The sequence below is a fragment of the Paraburkholderia sp. BR10141 genome (genome assembly GCF_056155635.1).
In genome coordinates this window covers 308,748-327,208 of the sequence record NZ_JBMIQH010000006.1, presented here as the reverse complement: position 1 = coordinate 327,208, position 18,461 = coordinate 308,748, and the positions used below count along the sequence as shown (strand labels likewise).

The window sequence follows — 18,461 nt, the reverse complement described above, 5'->3', positions numbered from 1 at the left end:
GATCAGGCCGTCCTGCTTGTAGGCGGGCGAAGCCTGAATCAACGGGATCGTGTTCTTCAGGAACGCGTCGATCGAAGCTAAACCGCCAGGCTGACCGTTTTTGCAGCCCTTGCCTGCCGCGCCCGTACCGTCACCATCATGGCCGTCGTTACACAGGTTCGGCGTGATGAAGGAGAAGTTCGGCGTAGTGGCAATCGACTGAAGATCCGTTGCCAGGTTGTCTTGCAGGTTGACCACGTGCGCGTCGCAGTTGGCCAGATCATCGATGGTCGAATGGAAATACGGGAACGGATTGTGACGCGTTGCGTACTCATCGCCCGCCACGTCACCCGAAGCAGAAGGCGCCTGCGCGGCCTGCGTGCCGTCCACAGCCTTCGCCGGGTCCGAGCCCGCAAGCTGCGCGGTACGGCGCGGGAACGAACAGGTTCTCGTGCCGTCACGGTTCAGGTCGTTGCCCATGTCCTCGTTGTAGCTGCGCCACGTGAGCTTGGCCTGTTCCATCTGGTTGCCAATATGCTGCACGCGAGCCGGGAACACGCAGCCGCCGCTCGCGTGGCCGTTTGCGTCCGTACCTGCCTTGAGAACCTTGGGGTTCGCCGAGTCGTTGCCGGCATCCACGATATCGGACCATAGCTGGAAGCAGTCCGTTTCGGTGTCGTGCGTCGACGGCTGACCCGACACCATCGATATGTAATTGTCCAGCGAAACGTGGCCGGTGCCGTAGTAGTTCGAAAGGAACGTGCCCTGCGGCATCAGCGATTTCAGGTACGGGTCCTGGTTCGAATCCGAGGCCGTCGTGCCGTACGTCGATTCCGCACTCTTGTTTTCGAGCACGATAACCCAGACGTGCTTGATCGCCTTGCTCGAAACGACGGTTGCAATGTACTGATCGCTCGCGGCCTTCACCACGTTGTTGCCGTTGGTATTGAAGTCGCCCAGCAGGGCGTCCGGCGTCGTGCCGATCTTGTTCGCCAGTTGCGTTTGAGCATCCGACTGCGACAGGCCGCTGTCGATCAGTTGCGAAAGCTGCGTCGTGATCGCGCTGACGGAACCGACGCCACGCGGCGAACGGAACGTAGCCGTCCCGTTGAACGCCGTGCCCATGTTCTTGCCCGATGCGTCGTTCTCCGTGGCGCCGCTCAGGTCGGCCACGATGTACTTCCACGACCCATTGCTCGTATCGGAGATCGAGAACTTGCCCTGGGCATCCGAGCGCGCGACCGGCTCGCCCTGGTCGCACTTGCCATTGTTGTTCACATCCAGGCAGACTGCCGCATTCTGGATATAGCTGCCGAGCACCTGACCGGTGACCTTCGGTCCGCCATCTGAGCCGTTGCTTCCGCAACCAGATAACCCCGCCAATACGCCGATGCTCGCCAGCATCGCGAGCGCACCCCTGCGCGACTGTATTTTCTTCACAACCGTCCCTCGTTATAAGTCGGACACAGCCGACGGATTTTGACTCGCGGAAAGCTTATGAAAGTTGTGTTACACGCTTGTTAAGGAGTTGTTGGGTAAACATAAAATGACTGCGTTTTACGGCTCCACGTTCGAAAATCGTTCAAAGGAATCATGCTTGCGCACACAACCACATGCCGCACGGGGTGAGGCGCCGCTATCGCGATTCCCGGCCCGCCGCGGTGCAACCGGCTATCATGTGAATTCACACCGTAGATGGAACGAATCAATCACATGGCTTCCCCCCAGGAAAACATCAGCATGGCGGTGTTCTGCGACTTCGAGAACGTCGCGCTCGGCGTGCGCGACGCGAAGATCGACCGCTTCGATATCAAGCCCGTGCTGGAACGGCTCTTGCTCAAGGGCAGCATCGTCGTGAAGAAGGCCTATTGCGACTGGGAGCGCTACAAGGGCTTCAAGGCCGCGATGCACGAGGCGAGCTTCGAGTTGATCGAAATTCCCCACGTGCGCCAGTCGGGCAAGAACTCGGCCGATATCCGCCTCGTCGTGGACGCGCTCGATCTCTGCTATACGAAGTCGCACGTGGACACGTTCGTGATCGTGAGCGGCGACTCCGACTTTTCGCCGCTCGTCTCGAAGCTGCGCGAGAACGCCAAGAAGGTGATCGGCGTGGGTGTGAAGCACTCCACCTCCGACCTGCTCGTCGCCAATTGCGACGAATTCATCTTCTACGACGACCTGGTGCGCGAACTCGAGCGCGAACAGCACACGCACGGCAGGGGCAAGAACAAGGACGGCGGCGGTGCGAAACGCCAGGGCGGCGACGAACGACAGCCGAAGCAGGACGGCGACGAGCGCAAGTCGAAGGCCGTGGCCTTTGCGATCGAAACGCTCGACGCGCTCGTGCTCGAGCGTGGCGAAAGCGGCAAGATCTGGGCTTCGGTGCTCAAGAGCGCCATCAAGCGCCGGCGGCCCGACTTCAACGAAACGCGCTACGGCTTTCGCGCATTCGGCAATCTGCTCGAAGAGGCGCAGTCGCGCGGGCTGCTCGAAGTGGGCCGCGACGACAAGTCGGGGACCTGGGTGTCGCGGCTGAACCCGCCCCCGCTCGCGGCTGCCGCCGCCAGCGTGTCAGCGCCGGAAAGCACGGCGCCGCGTGCCGAGGAGCCGCGCGGCAGGCGCAAGGGCCGTCGCAATGGCCGCGGAGGCGGCGCGGCGGACGTGCGCGAAACCGCAGTCGAGCAACCGGCCGAGGCGCAAGGCGAAATTCCGTTCGAGCCGGTCGAGGCGCTTGCGCAACCAGCGCATCGGCACGAAGCCGAGCCGCCCTTCCCCGCCCTGCCATTCGACGCGAACGAGAACACCCACTCGCCGCAAGAGGCCTACGAGGGGCATGCGGCGCCCGAGCCGGCCGCCGAGGTCGAACCCACCGCGCCCGCCCCCGCGCGAGCGCGCAAGACGGCAGCTCGCAAGAGCCCCGCGCGCAAGAAGACAGCGAAGAAAGCGGCAGAAACACCGGCCAGTTCCGTTGACGAACCGGCGAGCCCGGCAGCAGCGCCGGCTGAGCCCGCTGCCAGGAAGGCGCCGTCGCGCGCGCGTCGCGCGCGCAGCAAGGCCGCAGCGGAAGAAAGCTGACAATGGCGTGACGCGCGCCGCTCTAAGTGGGCGGCGCGCAGCGCATCGGTCAATCGCCGAACGGATTCGCGGGGCGTTTGCCCTTCGCAGGCGGCGCATCTTCACTCGCGGGCGCAGTATCGCCGAAAGGATCCTGCTTGCCCGACGGCCCCGCCACTCCAAACGGGTTTGCGGCCTGCGCGGGTTTCGATCCACCAAATGGGTTCTCAGCGCCGGCGCGCTTCGCTCCCCCGAACGGATCGCACGTGCCGGCCTGCTGGCCGACATCGTCCTCCACGGCTTCATCCTTTGCCTGCGCGAGGTTGTACTCGGCCTGCACCTGCTCCAGCACGCGCGCCACGCTCGCTTCGAAGCCAGCCGCGTTGTGAAAGTGCTGCATCGTCCAGTTGCAGCCGCTGCGGTCGGGCTCCTGCAACTGCGGGCGCGGCACGCCGATCTTCACGCCGTCTTCGACCACCTCCTGCAGCTTGTGGATGCGCCGATGCACTTCCTCCTGCAGCCGCGAAGCATTGAGCGTCTTGCGCAACATTGCAAACCTCCTTTCCTGTACGCGTCACGTCGCGCGAGTCTAGCGCAATGACTCGCTCGCGTCGCTACGTGGCCGACGCGTTCATGTGCGCGAGCGCATCGCGCATCGAATCGCTCGGCACCACGAGTTGTCCCGTGAACGGCGTATCGAGGTCGGCGATCACGTAGACGGCCGACGAAATCGACACCGCACCAAGGAAGATCAGCACGATCGCCAGCGCGTTATGCGGCGCGACGAGCCCGAAGCTCAGGAAGATCAAAATCAGCCAGAGCGCGAGCATCGTGAAGAACGGCCGCGAAATCGTGCCATGCGCCTCTTCGATCAGACGCCACCGCGTATCGGTCACGCGGTCGAACATCTGTGAGAGCGGGCCCACGAGCGCCTGGTGATAGGCGTCGCGTGGCGCGAGCATTTCGATTTCGTGCCCGACTGAGTTGAGCAGCGCGCCGAGCGGCCGGCTTTCGAGTTCGTCATTGCCGACGCCCGGATCGTGTGGATAGTAGTTTCCCGGCGGCGGCTTTTCCTGAGCCCAGGTCGAGGCGATGGCGCTTGCCGTATACGCGCGCAGCAAGGTGCGCGCCGCGGCCGCGTCGGGACCGTATTCGCGCAGGCGTTGATCGAGCTGAATCAGGTCGGCGGCGTAGGCGCGCATGTCGTTGGTCGCCGTATCGAAGCTCGATTTCGCGGACGCGGTGAGCAGGCTCAGCACGAGCGCCGCAAACGTCACCAGCATACCGATCACGAGTTGCACGAGCTGCACGGTTTCATGCTTGCGATGCTCCTCGGGCAATAACGGCCGCAGCAGCACGCCGAGGCCCGTACCGCCGAGCAGCAGCGCGAACACGAGCAACGCGGACTGGATCTCGGTCATGGCGACGGCCTGCGCTCCTCGGCGGCGGCGTTGACCACCTGTGCGGCGGTGTCGGTGTGCGACGCCGTGGGTGCCGAAGGCGCTGCGTGCGCTTCAGCGCCGCCAACGCTCAATGCGTCGATGCGCGTATGAATCTCCTTCGCCTGCGTCTCGCCCGGCACGAGGTCCGGATGCGCCCGCGGCACGGCGAGCTTCCACGCGGCGTCCAGCTCGCGCCGGATCGAATCGTAGATCTCCTTCGAAATCGAGCGGTCCTCGTACATGGCCTGCACGCGTTCGCGCCCTTCACGCAGCGCGTACAGCAGCAGCATGCGCCGCTCGAGCACGTCCGAAGCCTGGCCGAAGCAACGGCGCACGTCCGCGAGCCCATGCTCGGCCGTCGCGATGCGCGCCTTGAGGATCGTCTTGAGCAGCGCCGCGAGACGCTCGCCCAGCAGCGGCGTGAGGCTGCGGTCGTTGAAGACGATCAGCTGATGCAGCACCACGCGGCGACACATCAGGAGTTCGAAACGATCGGCGAGCGCGTCGCCGTACGGCTGCCGCACGCGCAGCCAGCGATAAAGCAGGCGCGCGACGCGCATCTCGATCGTGTCGGCCAGTATTTTTGCGGCCGCGCGCTGATAACCGAGCCGCCCGCCCACGCGCGCCTCTTCGATCATGGCATCGGTGTTGCGCATCATGGCGTCGAGATTGCGGATCGTAATGATGCCGCTGCCATACTGCGGAATGAGGTCGCGCTCCTTCGCCGCGAGCGTCACGAGGCCGATGACGAGACGCTCGCGGTCCGAGAGCGCCGCCTCGAAATCGAATGCCGTCGCGCTGATGTCCACGCTGCGCCGGAACGTATGGCAGGCCTGGTCGGCGATCGCATCGGGAATGTGAAAGGTGCGTGCCGCCATATGCACGCGCTCGGATACGCCGATCGACGAAAGCTGCACCGCCTTTTGCTGCAGCGCCTGCTCCTGGGGCGACAGCAGATCGAGGCGCAGCCGCCGGATCAGCAGCTTGAGCGACGTGCCGTTCACGATGAGGCTCACGAGCACGAAGCCCGTCGCGAGGATCGCGACGAAGCGGCGCGTGGAATCGGGCAGCGCCGTGTCCTGCGCGAGGCCCAGCGCGAGCACGAGCGTCACCGCGCCGCGCAGTCCACCCCATGCAATCACGAGCTTGTAGGCCGCGCTCACGGGCTCGGTGAGCCGCAGGCGGCTCAGTAGCGGCAGCATGCCGAACACCACGACGACGCGCGCCGCGAACGCCGCCACCACCACGACGGCGAGCGCGACGAGATCGATCCATTGCGCGTCACGCAGCGTGGCCGGAATCTGCATGGCCGCGAGCAGAAAAATCGCTGCGCCCGCCATGGCCGCGATCTGTTCCCAGATCAGTTGCAGATGCTTCCAGTTCACAGGCGACAGGCGCGTGCTCCCCAGCCCGCTGATGACGAGCCCGGCCGCGACCACGGCCACCACGCCCGAGACGTGCAACATCTGGTCGGCGAGGAGATAGAGCGGATACGGCAGCGCGAAACTGAGCGAGATCTCGGCTTTGCCCTCGCCGCCCAGCGCCGGCAGGAGCCACGCGAATGCGCGCCCGGCCAGCGCCCCGACCAGCAGCCCGCCGCCGAGCGCGATGCCGAGCGCACGCAGCGCGGCCGTTGCCGAGACATTGGCCGCGTCTCCTGTGATCGCGGCGATCAGCACGCCGGCGATGGCAATGGCGGCCGCATCGTTGAGCAGGCTCTCGCCTTCCACGAGGCGCACGAGCCGCTCGGGTGCACCCACTTCGCGGAACACGGCGAGCACGGCGGAAGGGTCGGTGGTCGCGATCATCGCACCGAGCAGGAGACCGTCGGCAAGCGGACCGAGGCCCGTGAGCCGGACCGCGCCGCCCACCATGCCGGTCGCCACGAACACGGCCACCACGGCAAGCAGCAGAATCGGCGCCGCGTCGCCGAGCATCTCACGCACGTTCACGCTGAGCGCGGCCTGAAACAGCAGCGGCGGCAGGAAGATCCAAAGGTAAGCTTCGGGCGGCAGCCGAGGCGCAAGCGCGGGCATCACGAAGTTCGCGGCGAGCGTGGGCCAGGCTTCGCCGCTCACGAGGTAGATGCCGCCCAGCGTGAAACCCCAGCCGGCGAGCAGCACCGATTCGGAAATCGACCAGCGCAGGCTCACCGCCTGCACGAGCGCGATGCTCGCCAGCAGAAAGCCGCTCAGGAGAAGGACGTGGATGACCATGGCGTGCAACCGTCACGGCGCCGGCAGCCACACCACCGTCAACGACCTCACCCCTTGTGCCCCCTGGATCAACACGCCTTCGATATCGGCCGTCGCGGACGGCCCTGTGACGAGCGCCGCGTAGCGCGCGCTGCGAAAATCGTCGCGCCGGTACGCGTCCTGCAGCCCCGCCACCAGCTGTGCGGGATCGAGCAGCACCACGAGATGCTGCACGATATAGCCGAGCGCGTTCACCACGTACTCGCACTCGCTCAGCCATAGCGATCCCGTTTCCGCCACGCCGAAGCGTGCGCGCACCACGCCCACGTCGACGTCTTCGAGCGAGGCCGGCTTCGTGACGGCGCTGATCTCGCGCGTGCCCTGGACCTCCGGCGTGGCCGACGCGATACGCGCCTCGCTGCCAAAGCGGCGCAGGATCATGGCGCGCACCTCGGCCCCGCTTTGCATCTGCGTGTCGCTGCCGCCCATCAGTTTGAGCGCGGCGCCAAAGCGCTCGCGCAGATCGCCGGCGGGCGCTTCGAACAACGGCACCTCGGGCAACGGTTCGTGCGCGGGTTGCGCGGCGCGCACGCGCGCGAGAAACGCCTCACGATCCGCCATCGCCGCCTCCCTTGCGGTTTTTCCGGTACCACGCATGGAACGTCGTGTGCGGCACGTGCGGCAGATCGCGCTGCTTGCCCCAGATATTGAGCGGGTTGTAGAGCATGAAGTTCGGCAAGCGCCGCAACGCGCCCTCGAGCGATTTCACCGTGCCGCGATAAAGCGTCGGACTGCCGAGCAACCGGCCAGCCATCTTCAGCACTTCCTGCTTCACGAAGGGCACCTCGTGCTGTGCCGCGATGACCTGCCGCCACTGGTAGATCTGCTCGTGAATATTGATCTTCACCGGGCACACGTTCGTGCAGCTGCCGTTGAGCGTCGAGGCGAACGGCAACGCGCTGAAGCGTTTGAGGTCGAAGGTCGGATTGATGATCGCGCCGATCGGCCCCGCATAGGTGCTGCCGTACGAAAGGCCGCCGCTGCGCCGGTACACGGGACACGTATTCATGCACGCGCCGCACCGAATGCACTTGAGCGAATACCAGAACTCGGGCATGGCGAGCCGCTCGGCCCGGCCGTTGTCGACGAGCACGAAATGCATTTGCGCACCGGGCCGCGGCGCGCGGAAATGCGAGGTGTATTGCGTGATTGGCGAGCCGAGCGCGCTGCGCGAGAGCATGCGCACGAATACGCCGAGATCGGAAAGGCGCGGAATCAGCTTCTCGATGCCCATCGAGACGATGTGCAGCGGCGGCACGTTGGCGGAAAGGTCCGCGTTGCCCTCGTTGGTGCATACCACCACCGTGCCCGTTTCCGCCACCGCGAAATTGCAGCCGGTCATGCCCGCCGTTTTCTCGCGCACGAACCACGGCCGCGTATTCATGCGCTGGCTTTCCGCCAGATAGTGAATGTCGTTGTTGTGCGGGTCCGTGCCGATGGTGCGGCCGAACACTTCGGCCACGTCGTCGCGCAGCTTGTGCACGGCGGGCACGACGATATGGCTGGGCGGCTGCTTGTCGAGCTGCTGGATGCGCTCGCCAAGGTCGGTCTCCATCACCGAAATGCCGCGCGACTCCAGATACGGACGCATCTCGCACTCGTCGGTGAGCATCGACTTGCTCTTCACGAGCGCCGTCATGCCGCGCTCGCTCAGGATGCGATAAACGATTTCGTTGTGTTCCTCGGCCGTATCCGCAAAATGGACCTGCACGCCATTGGCTTGCGCCGTGCGCGTGAAGTGGTCGAGGTAGTCGGCGAGATGCGAGAGCGTATGCGCCTTGATTTGCGAGGCGAGCGTGCGCAGCATTTCCCACTCGGGAATGGCATGCGCCTGGGCGTCGCGCTTCGAGCGCAAGTCCCATAGACGCTTGTCGTGGAAGGCGACGTGCTCCGGCCGCGAGAGAAACGTGCCGGCGAGCTTCGCGTGTTCGACTCGCTTCATTCGCGCGCTCCGTTGAGCACCTGGGCAATGTGGATGAAGCGGATGTCCGCGCTCATGCGCTCGGCGCAGCCCTGCTGGTGCATGAGGCAGGACATGTCGGCGGAAACGATGTATTGCGCGCCCGCGCTCACGTGATCGACCACCTTGTCCTGGCCCATGCGCACCGACACGGCCTCTTCGGTCACGGCGAACGTGCCGCCGAAGCCGCAGCATTCGTCGGGGCGCGCCGGCTTCACGAATTCGATGCCCTTCACATGTTCGAGCAGCGCGAGGGGTTTCGAGAACGTCGGACCCGCGATTTCCGAAACCGAAGCTTCCTTCAAATGGCGCAGCGCGCTGCAGCTATTGTGCAAACCCACGCGCCAGGGAAATTCGGCCCAGGGGAATTCGCGCGCGCCCAGCACGTCGTGCAGAAACTCGACGAGTTCATAGGTGCTCTCGCGCACCTTACGTACGGTCTCGGTCTGCTCGATCGCGGTGAAGTGGTCGCGCACGTGATTCACGCAGCTCGCCGACGGGCCGACGATATAGTCGTAGCCCGCGAACGCGCGCGCAAATACCCGCTCCGCGCCGGCTGCCTCGGCCTGCGCGCCGCTGTTGGCCATGGGCTGGCCGCAGCAGGTTTGTTCGAGCGGATAGTCCACCTCGCAGCCGAAACGCTCCAGCAGTTCCAGTGTGGAGATTGCCACCTCGGGGTAGAACGCGTCGATGAAGCAAGGGACGAACAAGGCAACTTTCATGCGCGGGCTCACACGAAAAGCGGACCCGAACATTCTACTGCCGAACGGCGCGGGCGTCGCGCGAAGCGTGTATGCGCTGCGCGTTGCCGCGGTGCATCATGCTGCGCCGCGGCTTTTCACTCAGAAGTTGTGGCGAATGCCCGCGATCACGGCAAGCTGCTTGTCGGAGTTCGAATTCACGAGGTTCGGAATCTGCGCCAGATTCTGCGTCGCCCCGCTCGCGGCATCGATCCCGAGACCCGCCCCCGACGACTTCTGGCCGATCGCCACCGCATAAACTGCCGTGCGCTTGGAGAGGCTGTAGACCGCGCCCAGATTGATCTGGTGAAGCCGTGTGGATGAGCCGCCGTCCGGGTGAGCGTCGTTGAAGATATAAGCGAAGCCGAACTGCAGCGCGGGCGAGTATTGCCACGACGTATTCAGCTCGGTGATATCGAACGAGATGTCCGCGCCCTGCGGCCGTGCCGCATCCGCGAAATACTGGCTCTGCGAAAGAAGCGTATGGGTATAGCTGAGCGCCACGCTAACCTTGTCGAACGCGTACGAGCCGCCCGCGCCGAAAATGCTCAAGCGCTGCGCGTTCTGTAGTTCGCAGTACGACGCATTCGGATTGCTGCAACTGAAGTCGCCGATATAGCCGCTCTCCCCGCCCAACGCCGCCTGCAGCGGATTGCGCAACTCGAGGTAGCCGGCAGAAAGCGAAAGCGGCCCGTTGGCGTAATTCGCCGCCACCGACCAACCGCGGTTCTGCGAGAAATTCCCCGCCACGCCGCCGAAACTGAACAGACCGCCTATCGTGAAGCCGCCGAAACTCGGGCTCACATATTTGATCGAGTTATTGAAGTTGAACGCTTCGTTGAGATTGTCCACGTCGCCGAAGTGCGAGCCATAGAGCGTTGCCCAGTTGTTGCTCGACACATAGGCGCCCAGATCGTCGGAAAACGGATCGTACTGGCGACCCAGCGTGAGCGTGCCGTAGTGGCTGTTCGCCACGCCCACCCAGGCGTTGCGGTTGAAAAGCGTGCCGCCCTGCAGGAGTGCGCCGTTCTGCGAGAAGAAGCTGTTTTCGAGCGTGAAATTGACGCTCGTGCCGCCGCCAATGTCCTCGCTGCCCGTGAGACCCCAGCGCGACGGCACGAGGTTGCCGCCGCCCAGTTGCCAGTTGGCGTGGCCGCTCGTGCTGCCGTCTGCGTGCGTGGTCTGCTGGTTGGTCGAATAGATGAGGCCCGCGTCCACCGTGCCGTAAAGCGTGACTGAAGATTGCGCGAGTGCGCTCGTCGCGAGGGCGCACGAAGCCAGCGCCAGCGCTGTGCGCTTGACGAGATTTGCCATGTCGTTGTCTTGTCGAAGGGAGATGGGCCGCTGCGCTGCATGCGCGTGCGCGGCCGAAGCGCGGCGCCGGGAGCGCGCCGCACGAGTCAGGAACTGCGGGAATCGAGGGCTTGACGCGAGACGCGTCCCGGGCAAGTCGTTATTGGCCGAAGCGCGCGTAGATGTCCGGCCGCGAACGCTTGAGCACGAAAGCAATCAGCACGCCGATCAGCGCCACCGCGAGCACGACCCATGGGAACGCACGTACGACCGGGCTATCGGAACCGGCGAGCGCGTCGAGATTGCCGATCAGCACGATGCCGATGGAGAGCAGACCGCAGCCGCCCAGCACCGGCGCGAGGAACGCGTGCCACAGTCGCGTGTCCTTCTTCGTGGCGCGGAAAAACGCCGCCACCGAAAAACTCGTGACCGCCTGCAGCATGACGATGCCGATGGTGCCGAGCGCCGAGCCCCAGCTGAACACGATGTTGAACGGATCGCTGCCCGCGAGAACGAAAAGGCCCACCGGCACAGCGACCGAAAGTGTCTGCAGATAGCTCGCGAGATACGGCGATCCATACTTCGGATGCAGGCGATCGAGCACCGCGGGAAGAATCCCCTCACCCGCAAGCGCGTGGATGTAACGCACGATCGTGTTGTGGAACGACAGCAGGCTCGCGAAGATGCTGGAAAGCAGCAGGAAGCTCATCGTCGTGGTCATCGCGCCGCCCAGGTACTTCGTCGACTGGATGAACCAGAAGTCGCCCGGCTGTTTCGTCGCGACGTCCGTGACGTTGCTGATGCCATAGGCGCAAACGATAGCCCACGTGACGAACGCAAAAAACACGAGAATCAGCGTGACGGAAACATAGGTGGCGCGCGGCACCGTCACCTTCGGGTCGCGGCACTCCTTGCCGTAGATCGCCGTGGCCTCGAAACCGATGAACGACGCGAGCGCGAACATCACCGCGATGCCGAGGTGGCCGCTGAAAACGTGGCGCGGCGAAAACGGCGCGAGCGTCAGGCCATCCGGTCCACCATGATGAATCACGATCGCGAGGCTCAGCAGCAGCAGGATGCCGAGTTCGAGACACATGAGCACGCCGAGCAGGCGGCTGTTCAGGTCGATGCCGCGAATGCCGGTGAACTGCACGACGACGAGGCACGCGAATGAATACGCGTACCACGGCAGCGAACTATGCAGCAGTGGCCCGAGCACCACCGTGCAGAAGAAACCGAACAGGCCGTACAACGCGATCTGGATGCTCGTGTACGAGAGCAGCGCGACGAGTGCGCCGGCCATGCCAACAGGTCGGCCGAAACCCGCCGTGATGTACGCGTAGAACGCGCCGGCACGCACGATGTGGCGGCTCATTGAAGCGAAGCCCACGCTGAACACGAGCAGCACGACGCCCGCGATCACGAATGCGCCGGGAATTCCCGCGCCATTGCCGAGGCTGATGGCGGGTGGCACCGCGCCCAGCATGCCGGTGAGCGGCGCCGCCGCGGAAATGACGAGAAAGACGATCTGCCAAAGCCCGAGCAGGCTGCGCTGTGAGTCCACTGCCGCGTTGTCTCCAACGAGGTGAGCGGGAGAAGAATACGGTTCGTTCATCGTTGCCTCTGCGGGTGTCTGTTCTGGGTTCGCCGTACGACACGATGAAGAACCGCGTGCCTCCGGCGCTCGACGAATCGAATTTCCCGATTCGGATTGAGCGCATGGTAGGCAGCTAATAAACTCGCCGACTTGGCGCAACGCGCCAATTACTCGATAAAGTGCGCCAAGGCTGGAGCGGGTTTTCACTTAACCGCGCTGAAGCGGTCGATATTACCTTCGGTATCCTGATTAATGCCGCGAGCCGGGAATCCGTACTTCAGCCCACAAGCTTACTGAACGCCGTCAATTCTCTTTCACGATTTGCGCGCTAGCGGGTTCGCTTGGCGCCTGCACGGCCCCAGTTGCGCGTCGCACGCCATAGCACGGTGGCGTCGGCATAACCCACGGCGCGGGCCACGGCAGCGTTGGTCATGCCCTCCTGCTCGCGCAGCACCGCCACGCTGCGCTCGCGCTCTTCGCGAATGATCTGGCGCACAGAGGTCCCGGCGTCGGCGAGATGCCGCTGCAAGGAGCGGTCCGAAAGCCCGAGGTCCTTGGCGATATCGCCGACCACGAGCTTTTCGCGCGCGAGCCGGCGCGTCACGAGATCGCGCACCTGGTCCACGAGCGTATGCGGAATCGTGTCGCGCGAAATCAGGTCGGTGGCGTGGCGCTCCATCATGCGCGCCATCTGCACGTCGGCGCTCTTGAGCGGCGTGTCGAGATCGTGCGGGTGCAGGACCACACCGTTGGCCGGCTGCTGGAAGCGCACGGGCACGCGAAAGAGGCGCAAATAAGGCTTGAGGTCCTCGGGCGCGGCGTGCTCGAAATGAATCTCGCACGGCGTCCATGCTGCGCCTCGCACCTGGCGAATCATGTGGCACATGGCGGAGACGCTGTACTCGGCGTCCTGCCGGCGCGGCCAGATTTGCGTATGCGCGATGCGATAGCTCCACATCGGCCATGCGTTGTCGCTCACGAGATCGACGGCCGTCGCGCTTTGCCACGAGCCGAGCGCGTCGGTGAACTTACGGATTGCGGCGCCGAGTGTAGGCGACGACATGAACACGAGGCCAGCCGGCCCCAGTTCCGTGAGCTGCAATTCGGCGCCTAAGCGCAGGCCGAGAAAGGGTTCGTCGAGGACCTGCGCCGCGCGTTCGAACGCGCCCACGTAGCGCCCGAGCGCCACGATTTCGTACGGATTGGAAAGCTGCCGGCGACTCAGGCCGAACTCGGCCAGTAATGCATCGCAGTCCGCACCGGCGGCGTCGAGTGCACGCACGATGGGACCCATCACGGCACCGCGAATCATCGGGAAACCGCTATTGACAGGCACTCTTTTCATGTCTCGCTCCATTAGGGCCTGTATGCGCCGACGGATTTAACAGTCGATCGTCTCTGGCGCACTCTATCGCCCCTTTGGCGCGTTTTGCAAGCGCGAAAAAAATGCGGCGTTTCTACGATTGACCCATCGACATCGCATGAGACGAATGCGGTTTCTTCATACCGTCCCATGCCCTGTTGCGCCCAACGCCATCCTTACGAAATGCTTATGAACACGAATCCGAACGCGCATCCGCTCGACCCGTTGAGCCTCGCCGAAATGCAGCTGGCCTGTGACATCGTGAAAGCCGCCGAGCAGCTCGATGATTTTGGGCGCTTTCCTGTCACCGAACTGTGCGAGCCGCCCAAGGCGGAAGTGCTCGCGTACAAGCATGGCGATTACTTCTCGCGCCGCGCCTTCGTCATCGTGATCGATCGCACCCGCAGCCAGACGCTCGAATTCGTGGTGGACCTGCGCGAGAAGAAAGTGGAATCGCGTAAGGCGCTCGCCTTGCAAAACGCGCCCTATGGCCAGCCGCCCGTGATGATCGAAGACTTCATGAACGCGGAGCGCATCGTCAAGGAAGACGCAGCATGGCGCGAGGCCGTGAAAAAGCGCGGCCTCACCGAAGACGAACTCGAGCGCGTGCAGGTCGATCCGTTCTCCGCCGGCGCGTTCGACCGCCTGAACGAGAATGGCCGCCGCCTCGTGCGTTGCGTAAGCTACTACCGGGAATCCCTGACCGACAACGGTTACGCGCACCCCATCGAAGGCGTCGTCGCCGTGGTGGACCTGCTCGCGCACAAGGTGATCGAGCTGATCGACGACGGCCGCATCATCCCCATTCCGCGCGCCAGGCACAACTACGACACGCCGAGCCTCGGCAAGCCGCGTGACACCGTCAAGCCGCTCTCAATCAGTCAGCCCGAAGGCCCGAGCTTCACGATAGACGGCTGGCAGGTTAGCTGGCAGAACTGGAAATTCCGCGTGGGTTTCACGCCGCGCGAAGGGCTCGTGCTGCACCAGATCACATGGGACGACGGCAAGAGCGCGCCGCGCCCGATCGTCTACCGCGCGAGCGTGACCGAGATGTGCGTGCCCTACTCGGACCCCACCACGAACCATTACTGGAAAAGCGCGTTCGATGCGGGCGAATACGGACTCGGCAAGCTCGCGAACCAGCTCGAACTGGGCTGCGATTGCCTCGGCACGATCCGCTATTTCGACATTCCGTCCGCCGACGACTTCGGCAACGGCTTCACCATGAAGAACGCCGTGTGTCTGCACGAAGAGGATTACGGCACGCTCTGGAAGCACTACGAGTTCCGCACCGGTGTGTTCGAGATGCGCCGTTCGCGCCGCCTCGTGATCTCGTTCTTCGCAACAGTGGGCAACTACGATTACGGCTTTTACTGGTACTTCTATCAGGACGGTACGATCCAGCTCGAATGCAAGCTCACGGGCATCATCCAGACTTCCGCGGTGGCGGATGGCGACAGTTACCCGTGGGGCGGCATGGTCACAGAGAACCTGGGTGGCCCGACGCATCAGCACTTCTTCAACGCGCGCTTGCACATGATGGTGGACGGCGAGAAGAACTCCGTCACCGAGCACGAATTCGTGCCGCGCGCGATGGGTGCCGGGAATCCATACGGCAACGTGTTCGATACGACCAGGCGCGTGCTCAAGACCGAGCAGGAAGCGGCGCGTAACGCCAGTGGTCAGACGGGGCGCTTCTGGAAAGTGGTGAACCCGAACGTGAAGAACCGCGTCGGCGCGAATCCGGGCTACAAGCTCATCATCAACGACTCGCCGCTCATGCTCGCCGATCCCGACTCGAAGGTGCGCCAGCGCGGCGGCTTCGCCACGCGCCACGTGTGGGTCACACCGTACGACACGACGCAGCGCTACGCGAGCGGCGACTACCCGAACCAGCACGCCGGCGGCGACGGCCTGCCGCGCTATATCGAGGCGAACCGCAACGTAGAGAACGAGGACATCGTGCTGTGGCACAGCTTCGGCCACACGCACGTGTGCAAGCCCGAGGATTTCCCCGTGATGCCGGTGGAGTATGCGGGCTTCATGCTCAAGCCCAACAACTTCTTCTACGGCAATCCCGCGATGGACCTGCCGGGCGGGCGCGATCCGCACAGCGTGCAGGACCGCGCAGACGCGCCCGAAGCAAAATCGTGCTGCCACAGCAAGCAGTGAGCGCGCGATGATGCCGCGCGAGCGCCGCCTCGATGTAATGCACGCCGCACGCCTGCTGTGCGTCTGGGCGTCGATCACGGGCGGCGCGAGCGCGCTTGCGGGAGGCGTCATGATCGCGGCGATGCCGGCCGGCGCGCCGTTTGCCGCATTCGCCGCGAGCGCGCTTGCCCTGCCTGCGATGGCGTTGATTCCGGGCGTGCTTGCGCGCAGCTTCGCCACGCACCCCACGGTGCCGATCGCGAGCGCACTCGCACTCACGATGGCGGCAATGGGCGCCGGCGCGCACGCAGGAGCAACGCTCGCGCAGACGCCGCTCATCCTGGGCGGCGTCGCCTTGATCGCCGCGGCGTGCATGCACTTGCGGCGCACGCGCGATAGCGCGGCAAGGTCGGTGCATACGCACGCAACGGCGCCCGTGTGGCGCAACGGCATGCTGCTCATCGCACCCGCGCTGCTTGCAGGCCTGTCGAGCGGCGTGCTCGCGCGCTTCCAGTTTTTCGCGCTCTGCGGCGGCACTGCGATGTCCGTGACGCAGGTTGTGACGTCACTCGCCGTGGTGAGCCTCGCAGGCTGGCTCGCCGATCGCGTCGATTACCGGCGCGCACTGCTCGTGCTCTTCGTATTGCGTGGCGGACTGCTCGCCGCGCTGACGGCCGATTGCCTCGCGCCGTGGGCTGCGCTTGCTGCCCCCGCATTCGCCGTGCTCGACTACCTGACGCTCCCCACGCTCATACGCGGCGGGCGAACGTCGCGCGCCTCGGGTACCGGCTGCCCGGGCCTCGCACATCACGCGGGCATGCTGGCAGGCGCGGCGCTCGCCACCACGTCATGGGGCTTCGGACAGGGCTTTTACGCGCTGTTCATCGTTGCGGGCGCGCTCAATCTTGCATGCGCATACGCATCCGCAATGCCACGCCGATTCCGTGCACACACGCCCTACCCCGCGTCAGCCGCCCTCGCTACGGGCAGCACAATCGACTTACGCTGAAACACCGAAAAACGTTCGCATCACTACCGAAATCAGGAGACGGTATGGACCGCCAGGACTTCACGCACACGATCCGCACACAAATGTTCGTCGACGGACGTTTTAGCGAAAGCGGCAACGGCCGCACGTTTGCCGTATTCAATCCCGCCACGGGCGCGGAGATCGCGCAGGTGCCCGACGCCAGCGACGCCGACATCGACGCTGCCGTCATTGCCGCGCGCCGCGCCTTCGAAGCCGACACGTGGCGGCGTATGGCGCCCGCCGCGCGCGAGCGCCTGCTGCTCAAACTCGCCGACCTCGTCGAACAGCACAGCGACGAACTTGCTGCGCTCGAAACGCTCAACCAGGGCAAGCTGCTCGCCTTCTCGAAGATGCTCGAAGTGGGCGGCAGCGTGCAATGGCTGCGCTATATGGCCGGCTGGGCCACGAAGATCGAGGGCAGCACCGTGGATCTCTCGCTCGCTTTCCCGCCCGGCGTGCGCTATAACGCCTCCACGCGGCGCGTGCCTGCGGGCGTGGTCGCCGCGATCGTGCCGTGGAATTTCCCGCTGCTGATGGCGGTCTGGAAAATCGCGCCCGCGCTCGCCTGCGGCTGCACCGTGGTACTCAAGCCCGCCGAAGAAACCCCGCTCACGGCCATCCGCCTCGCCGAGCTCGCGCACGAAGCCGGCTTTCCGCCGGGCGTGTTCAATGTCGTCACGGGCCAGGGCGAGACGGCGGGCGCAGCGCTAGTTCGTCATGCGCAGGTGGGCAAGGTCACTTTCACGGGCTCGACCGAAGTGGGCCGCCTCATCGGCAAGCAATGCGCGAGCGATCTCAAGCGCGTCTCGCTGGAACTGGGCGGCAAGAGCCCCGTGATCGTGCTCGACGACTGCGATCCGCAGCGCGCGATCGAAGGCGCAGCCGGCGCGATCTTCTTCAATCACGGCCAGGTCTGCACGGCAGGCTCGCGCCTCTATCTGCCACGCGCGCGTTTTGAGGAGATCGTCGATGGCATCGCTAAGGTTGCGCGCGCAACCGTGCTCGGGTCGGGTTTCGATGCGGCCGCGCAGATGGGCCCGCTCGTTTCGGCGCGCCATCGCGCCAAGGTCGCCGGCATGATCGCGCAGGGTCGCGCCGAAGGCGGCGAGGTCGTTGCGGGCGGCGGCGGCGGCAATCGGCCCGGCTTCTTCATCGAGCCCACGGTGATTGCGAACGCGACCAACAAGCCGCTTACCGTCGTGCGCGAAGAGGTGTTCGGGCCGGTGCTCGTCGCCATGCCGTATGACGACGTCGAAGAAGCCGTCGCGGCGGCGAATGCTTCGGAGTACGGTCTGGGCGCGAGTGTCTGGACCAACCAGCTCGACCGCGCGCTGCGCGTCGTGGACGGCGTGCAGGCGGGCACGGTATGGGTCAACACGCACAACATGGTCGACCCGGCATTGCCCTTCGGCGGCTTCAAGGCCTCGGGCATCGGCCGCGAGCATGGCCGCGCGATCATCGACGCGTACACGGAGACGAAATCCGTCTGCATCGCCTACTGAGCGCCGCCGTGCAGCATTGTTAATCGAAATGGAATGATGAAACCCGGCGGCGCGCAATGATCGCCGCCGCGGTTTCGTCCATGATCGAGCCCGTT

At 64.8% G+C, this 18,461-nt stretch carries 13 protein-coding genes and 1 pseudogene; 4 read left to right on the top strand and 10 right to left on the bottom strand.

Going from position 1 to position 18,461, the window contains the following annotated elements; all coding sequences use genetic code 11:
* The coding region (locus ACOJB8_RS11820; protein WP_475012650.1) for an alkaline phosphatase family protein at nucleotides 1–1,419 on the bottom strand (1,419 nt) is incomplete at its 3' end.
* A 273-nt stretch (nucleotides 1,420–1,692) separates the two neighbouring features.
* Between ACOJB8_RS11820 and ACOJB8_RS11815 the strand changes: the two genes are divergently transcribed.
* On the top strand, nucleotides 1,693–3,054 hold the full coding sequence (locus ACOJB8_RS11815) for an NYN domain-containing protein (RefSeq protein WP_475012649.1): 1,362 nt from the start codon (nucleotides 1,693–1,695) through the stop codon (nucleotides 3,052–3,054).
* Nucleotides 3,055–3,346: 292 nt separating this feature from the next.
* On the opposite strand, the pseudogene ACOJB8_RS11810 reads toward ACOJB8_RS11815, so the two are convergent.
* The 9 genes and pseudogenes from ACOJB8_RS11810 to ACOJB8_RS11770 form a co-directional block, all read right to left on the bottom strand.
* Nucleotides 3,347–3,583 (bottom strand): annotated as a pseudogene (locus tag ACOJB8_RS11810) (hypothetical protein); the annotation flags it as partial.
* A 64-nt stretch (nucleotides 3,584–3,647) separates the two neighbouring features.
* On the bottom strand, nucleotides 3,648–4,454 hold the full coding sequence (locus ACOJB8_RS11805; protein WP_069262483.1) for a bestrophin-like domain: 807 nt from the start codon (nucleotides 4,452–4,454) through the stop codon (nucleotides 3,648–3,650).
* Nucleotides 4,451–6,691: a cation:proton antiporter gene (locus ACOJB8_RS11800; protein ID WP_069262484.1), complete on the bottom strand. Its 2,241-nt coding sequence runs from the start codon at nucleotides 6,689–6,691 to the stop codon at nucleotides 4,451–4,453. Before ACOJB8_RS11800 ends, ACOJB8_RS11805 begins: the two co-directional genes overlap by 4 nt.
* A 12-nt stretch (nucleotides 6,692–6,703) precedes the next feature.
* The gene (locus tag ACOJB8_RS11795; protein WP_069262485.1) at nucleotides 6,704–7,291 is read right to left on the bottom strand and encodes a LutC/YkgG family protein; all 588 of its coding nucleotides are present in this window, start codon (nucleotides 7,289–7,291) and stop codon (nucleotides 6,704–6,706) included.
* Nucleotides 7,278–8,672 carry a lactate utilization protein B gene (locus ACOJB8_RS11790; RefSeq protein ID WP_069262486.1) on the bottom strand — a complete coding sequence of 465 codons (1,395 nt, stop codon included), beginning with the start codon at nucleotides 8,670–8,672 and terminating at the stop codon, nucleotides 7,278–7,280. Before ACOJB8_RS11790 ends, ACOJB8_RS11795 begins: the two co-directional genes overlap by 14 nt.
* A complete protein-coding gene (locus tag ACOJB8_RS11785) occupies nucleotides 8,669–9,412 on the bottom strand; it encodes a (Fe-S)-binding protein (RefSeq protein WP_406952701.1) in 744 nt (247 codons plus the stop codon). The genes ACOJB8_RS11790 and ACOJB8_RS11785 overlap by 4 nt, the downstream gene beginning before the upstream one ends.
* Before the next feature lie 120 nt (nucleotides 9,413–9,532).
* On the bottom strand, nucleotides 9,533–10,744 hold the full coding sequence (locus ACOJB8_RS11780; RefSeq protein ID WP_475012646.1) for a porin: 1,212 nt from the start codon (nucleotides 10,742–10,744) through the stop codon (nucleotides 9,533–9,535).
* A 139-nt stretch (nucleotides 10,745–10,883) separates the two neighbouring features.
* Nucleotides 10,884–12,338: an APC family permease gene (locus ACOJB8_RS11775; RefSeq protein ID WP_083245105.1), complete on the bottom strand. Its 1,455-nt coding sequence runs from the start codon at nucleotides 12,336–12,338 to the stop codon at nucleotides 10,884–10,886.
* A 310-nt stretch (nucleotides 12,339–12,648) separates the two neighbouring features.
* Entirely contained in the window at nucleotides 12,649–13,665 is a 1,017-nt protein-coding gene (locus ACOJB8_RS11770) for an AraC family transcriptional regulator (RefSeq protein WP_475012644.1), read from the bottom strand.
* Between the two features lie 207 nt (nucleotides 13,666–13,872).
* On the opposite strand from ACOJB8_RS11770, the gene ACOJB8_RS11765 reads away from it, so the two are divergent.
* From ACOJB8_RS11765 to styD, 3 genes are read left to right on the top strand one after another with little or no spacing between them, the layout of a single operon-like run.
* Nucleotides 13,873–15,855, top strand: coding sequence for a primary-amine oxidase (locus ACOJB8_RS11765; protein ID WP_475012642.1), 1,983 nt, complete (start codon nucleotides 13,873–13,875; stop codon nucleotides 15,853–15,855).
* A 7-nt stretch (nucleotides 15,856–15,862) separates the two neighbouring features.
* Entirely contained in the window at nucleotides 15,863–16,843 is a 981-nt protein-coding gene (locus ACOJB8_RS11760) for a hypothetical protein (protein WP_475012640.1), read from the top strand.
* Nucleotides 16,844–16,887: 44 nt separating this feature from the next.
* Nucleotides 16,888–18,366 (top strand): phenylacetaldehyde dehydrogenase StyD, encoded by a 1,479-nt coding sequence (gene styD, locus ACOJB8_RS11755; protein WP_475012638.1) that lies wholly within the window; start codon nucleotides 16,888–16,890, stop codon nucleotides 18,364–18,366.
* Nucleotides 18,367–18,461: the final 95 nt, after the last annotated feature.

What these genes read in the sequence shown, in the direction of transcription:
- ACOJB8_RS11785 (WP_406952701.1), bottom strand. Translation starts at nt 9,412, where the DNA reads ATGAAAGTTGCCTTGTTCGTCCCTTGCTTCATCGACGCGTTCTACCCC.
- ACOJB8_RS11795 (WP_069262485.1), bottom strand. Translation starts at nt 7,291, where the DNA reads ATGGCGGATCGTGAGGCGTTTCTCGCGCGCGTGCGCGCCGCGCAACCC.
- ACOJB8_RS11805 (WP_069262483.1), bottom strand. Translation starts at nt 4,454, where the DNA reads ATGACCGAGATCCAGTCCGCGTTGCTCGTGTTCGCGCTGCTGCTCGGC.
- ACOJB8_RS11775 (WP_083245105.1), bottom strand. Translation starts at nt 12,338, where the DNA reads ATGAACGAACCGTATTCTTCTCCCGCTCACCTCGTTGGAGACAACGCG.
- styD (WP_475012638.1), top strand. Translation starts at nt 16,888, where the DNA reads ATGGACCGCCAGGACTTCACGCACACGATCCGCACACAAATGTTCGTC.
- ACOJB8_RS11790 (WP_069262486.1), bottom strand. Translation starts at nt 8,672, where the DNA reads ATGAAGCGAGTCGAACACGCGAAGCTCGCCGGCACGTTTCTCTCGCGG.
- ACOJB8_RS11765 (WP_475012642.1), top strand. Translation starts at nt 13,873, where the DNA reads ATGAACACGAATCCGAACGCGCATCCGCTCGACCCGTTGAGCCTCGCC.
- ACOJB8_RS11760 (WP_475012640.1), top strand. Translation starts at nt 15,863, where the DNA reads ATGATGCCGCGCGAGCGCCGCCTCGATGTAATGCACGCCGCACGCCTG.
- ACOJB8_RS11800 (WP_069262484.1), bottom strand. Translation starts at nt 6,691, where the DNA reads ATGGTCATCCACGTCCTTCTCCTGAGCGGCTTTCTGCTGGCGAGCATC.
- ACOJB8_RS11815 (WP_475012649.1), top strand. Translation starts at nt 1,693, where the DNA reads ATGGCTTCCCCCCAGGAAAACATCAGCATGGCGGTGTTCTGCGACTTC.
- ACOJB8_RS11780 (WP_475012646.1), bottom strand. Translation starts at nt 10,744, where the DNA reads ATGGCAAATCTCGTCAAGCGCACAGCGCTGGCGCTGGCTTCGTGCGCC.
- ACOJB8_RS11770 (WP_475012644.1), bottom strand. Translation starts at nt 13,665, where the DNA reads ATGAAAAGAGTGCCTGTCAATAGCGGTTTCCCGATGATTCGCGGTGCC.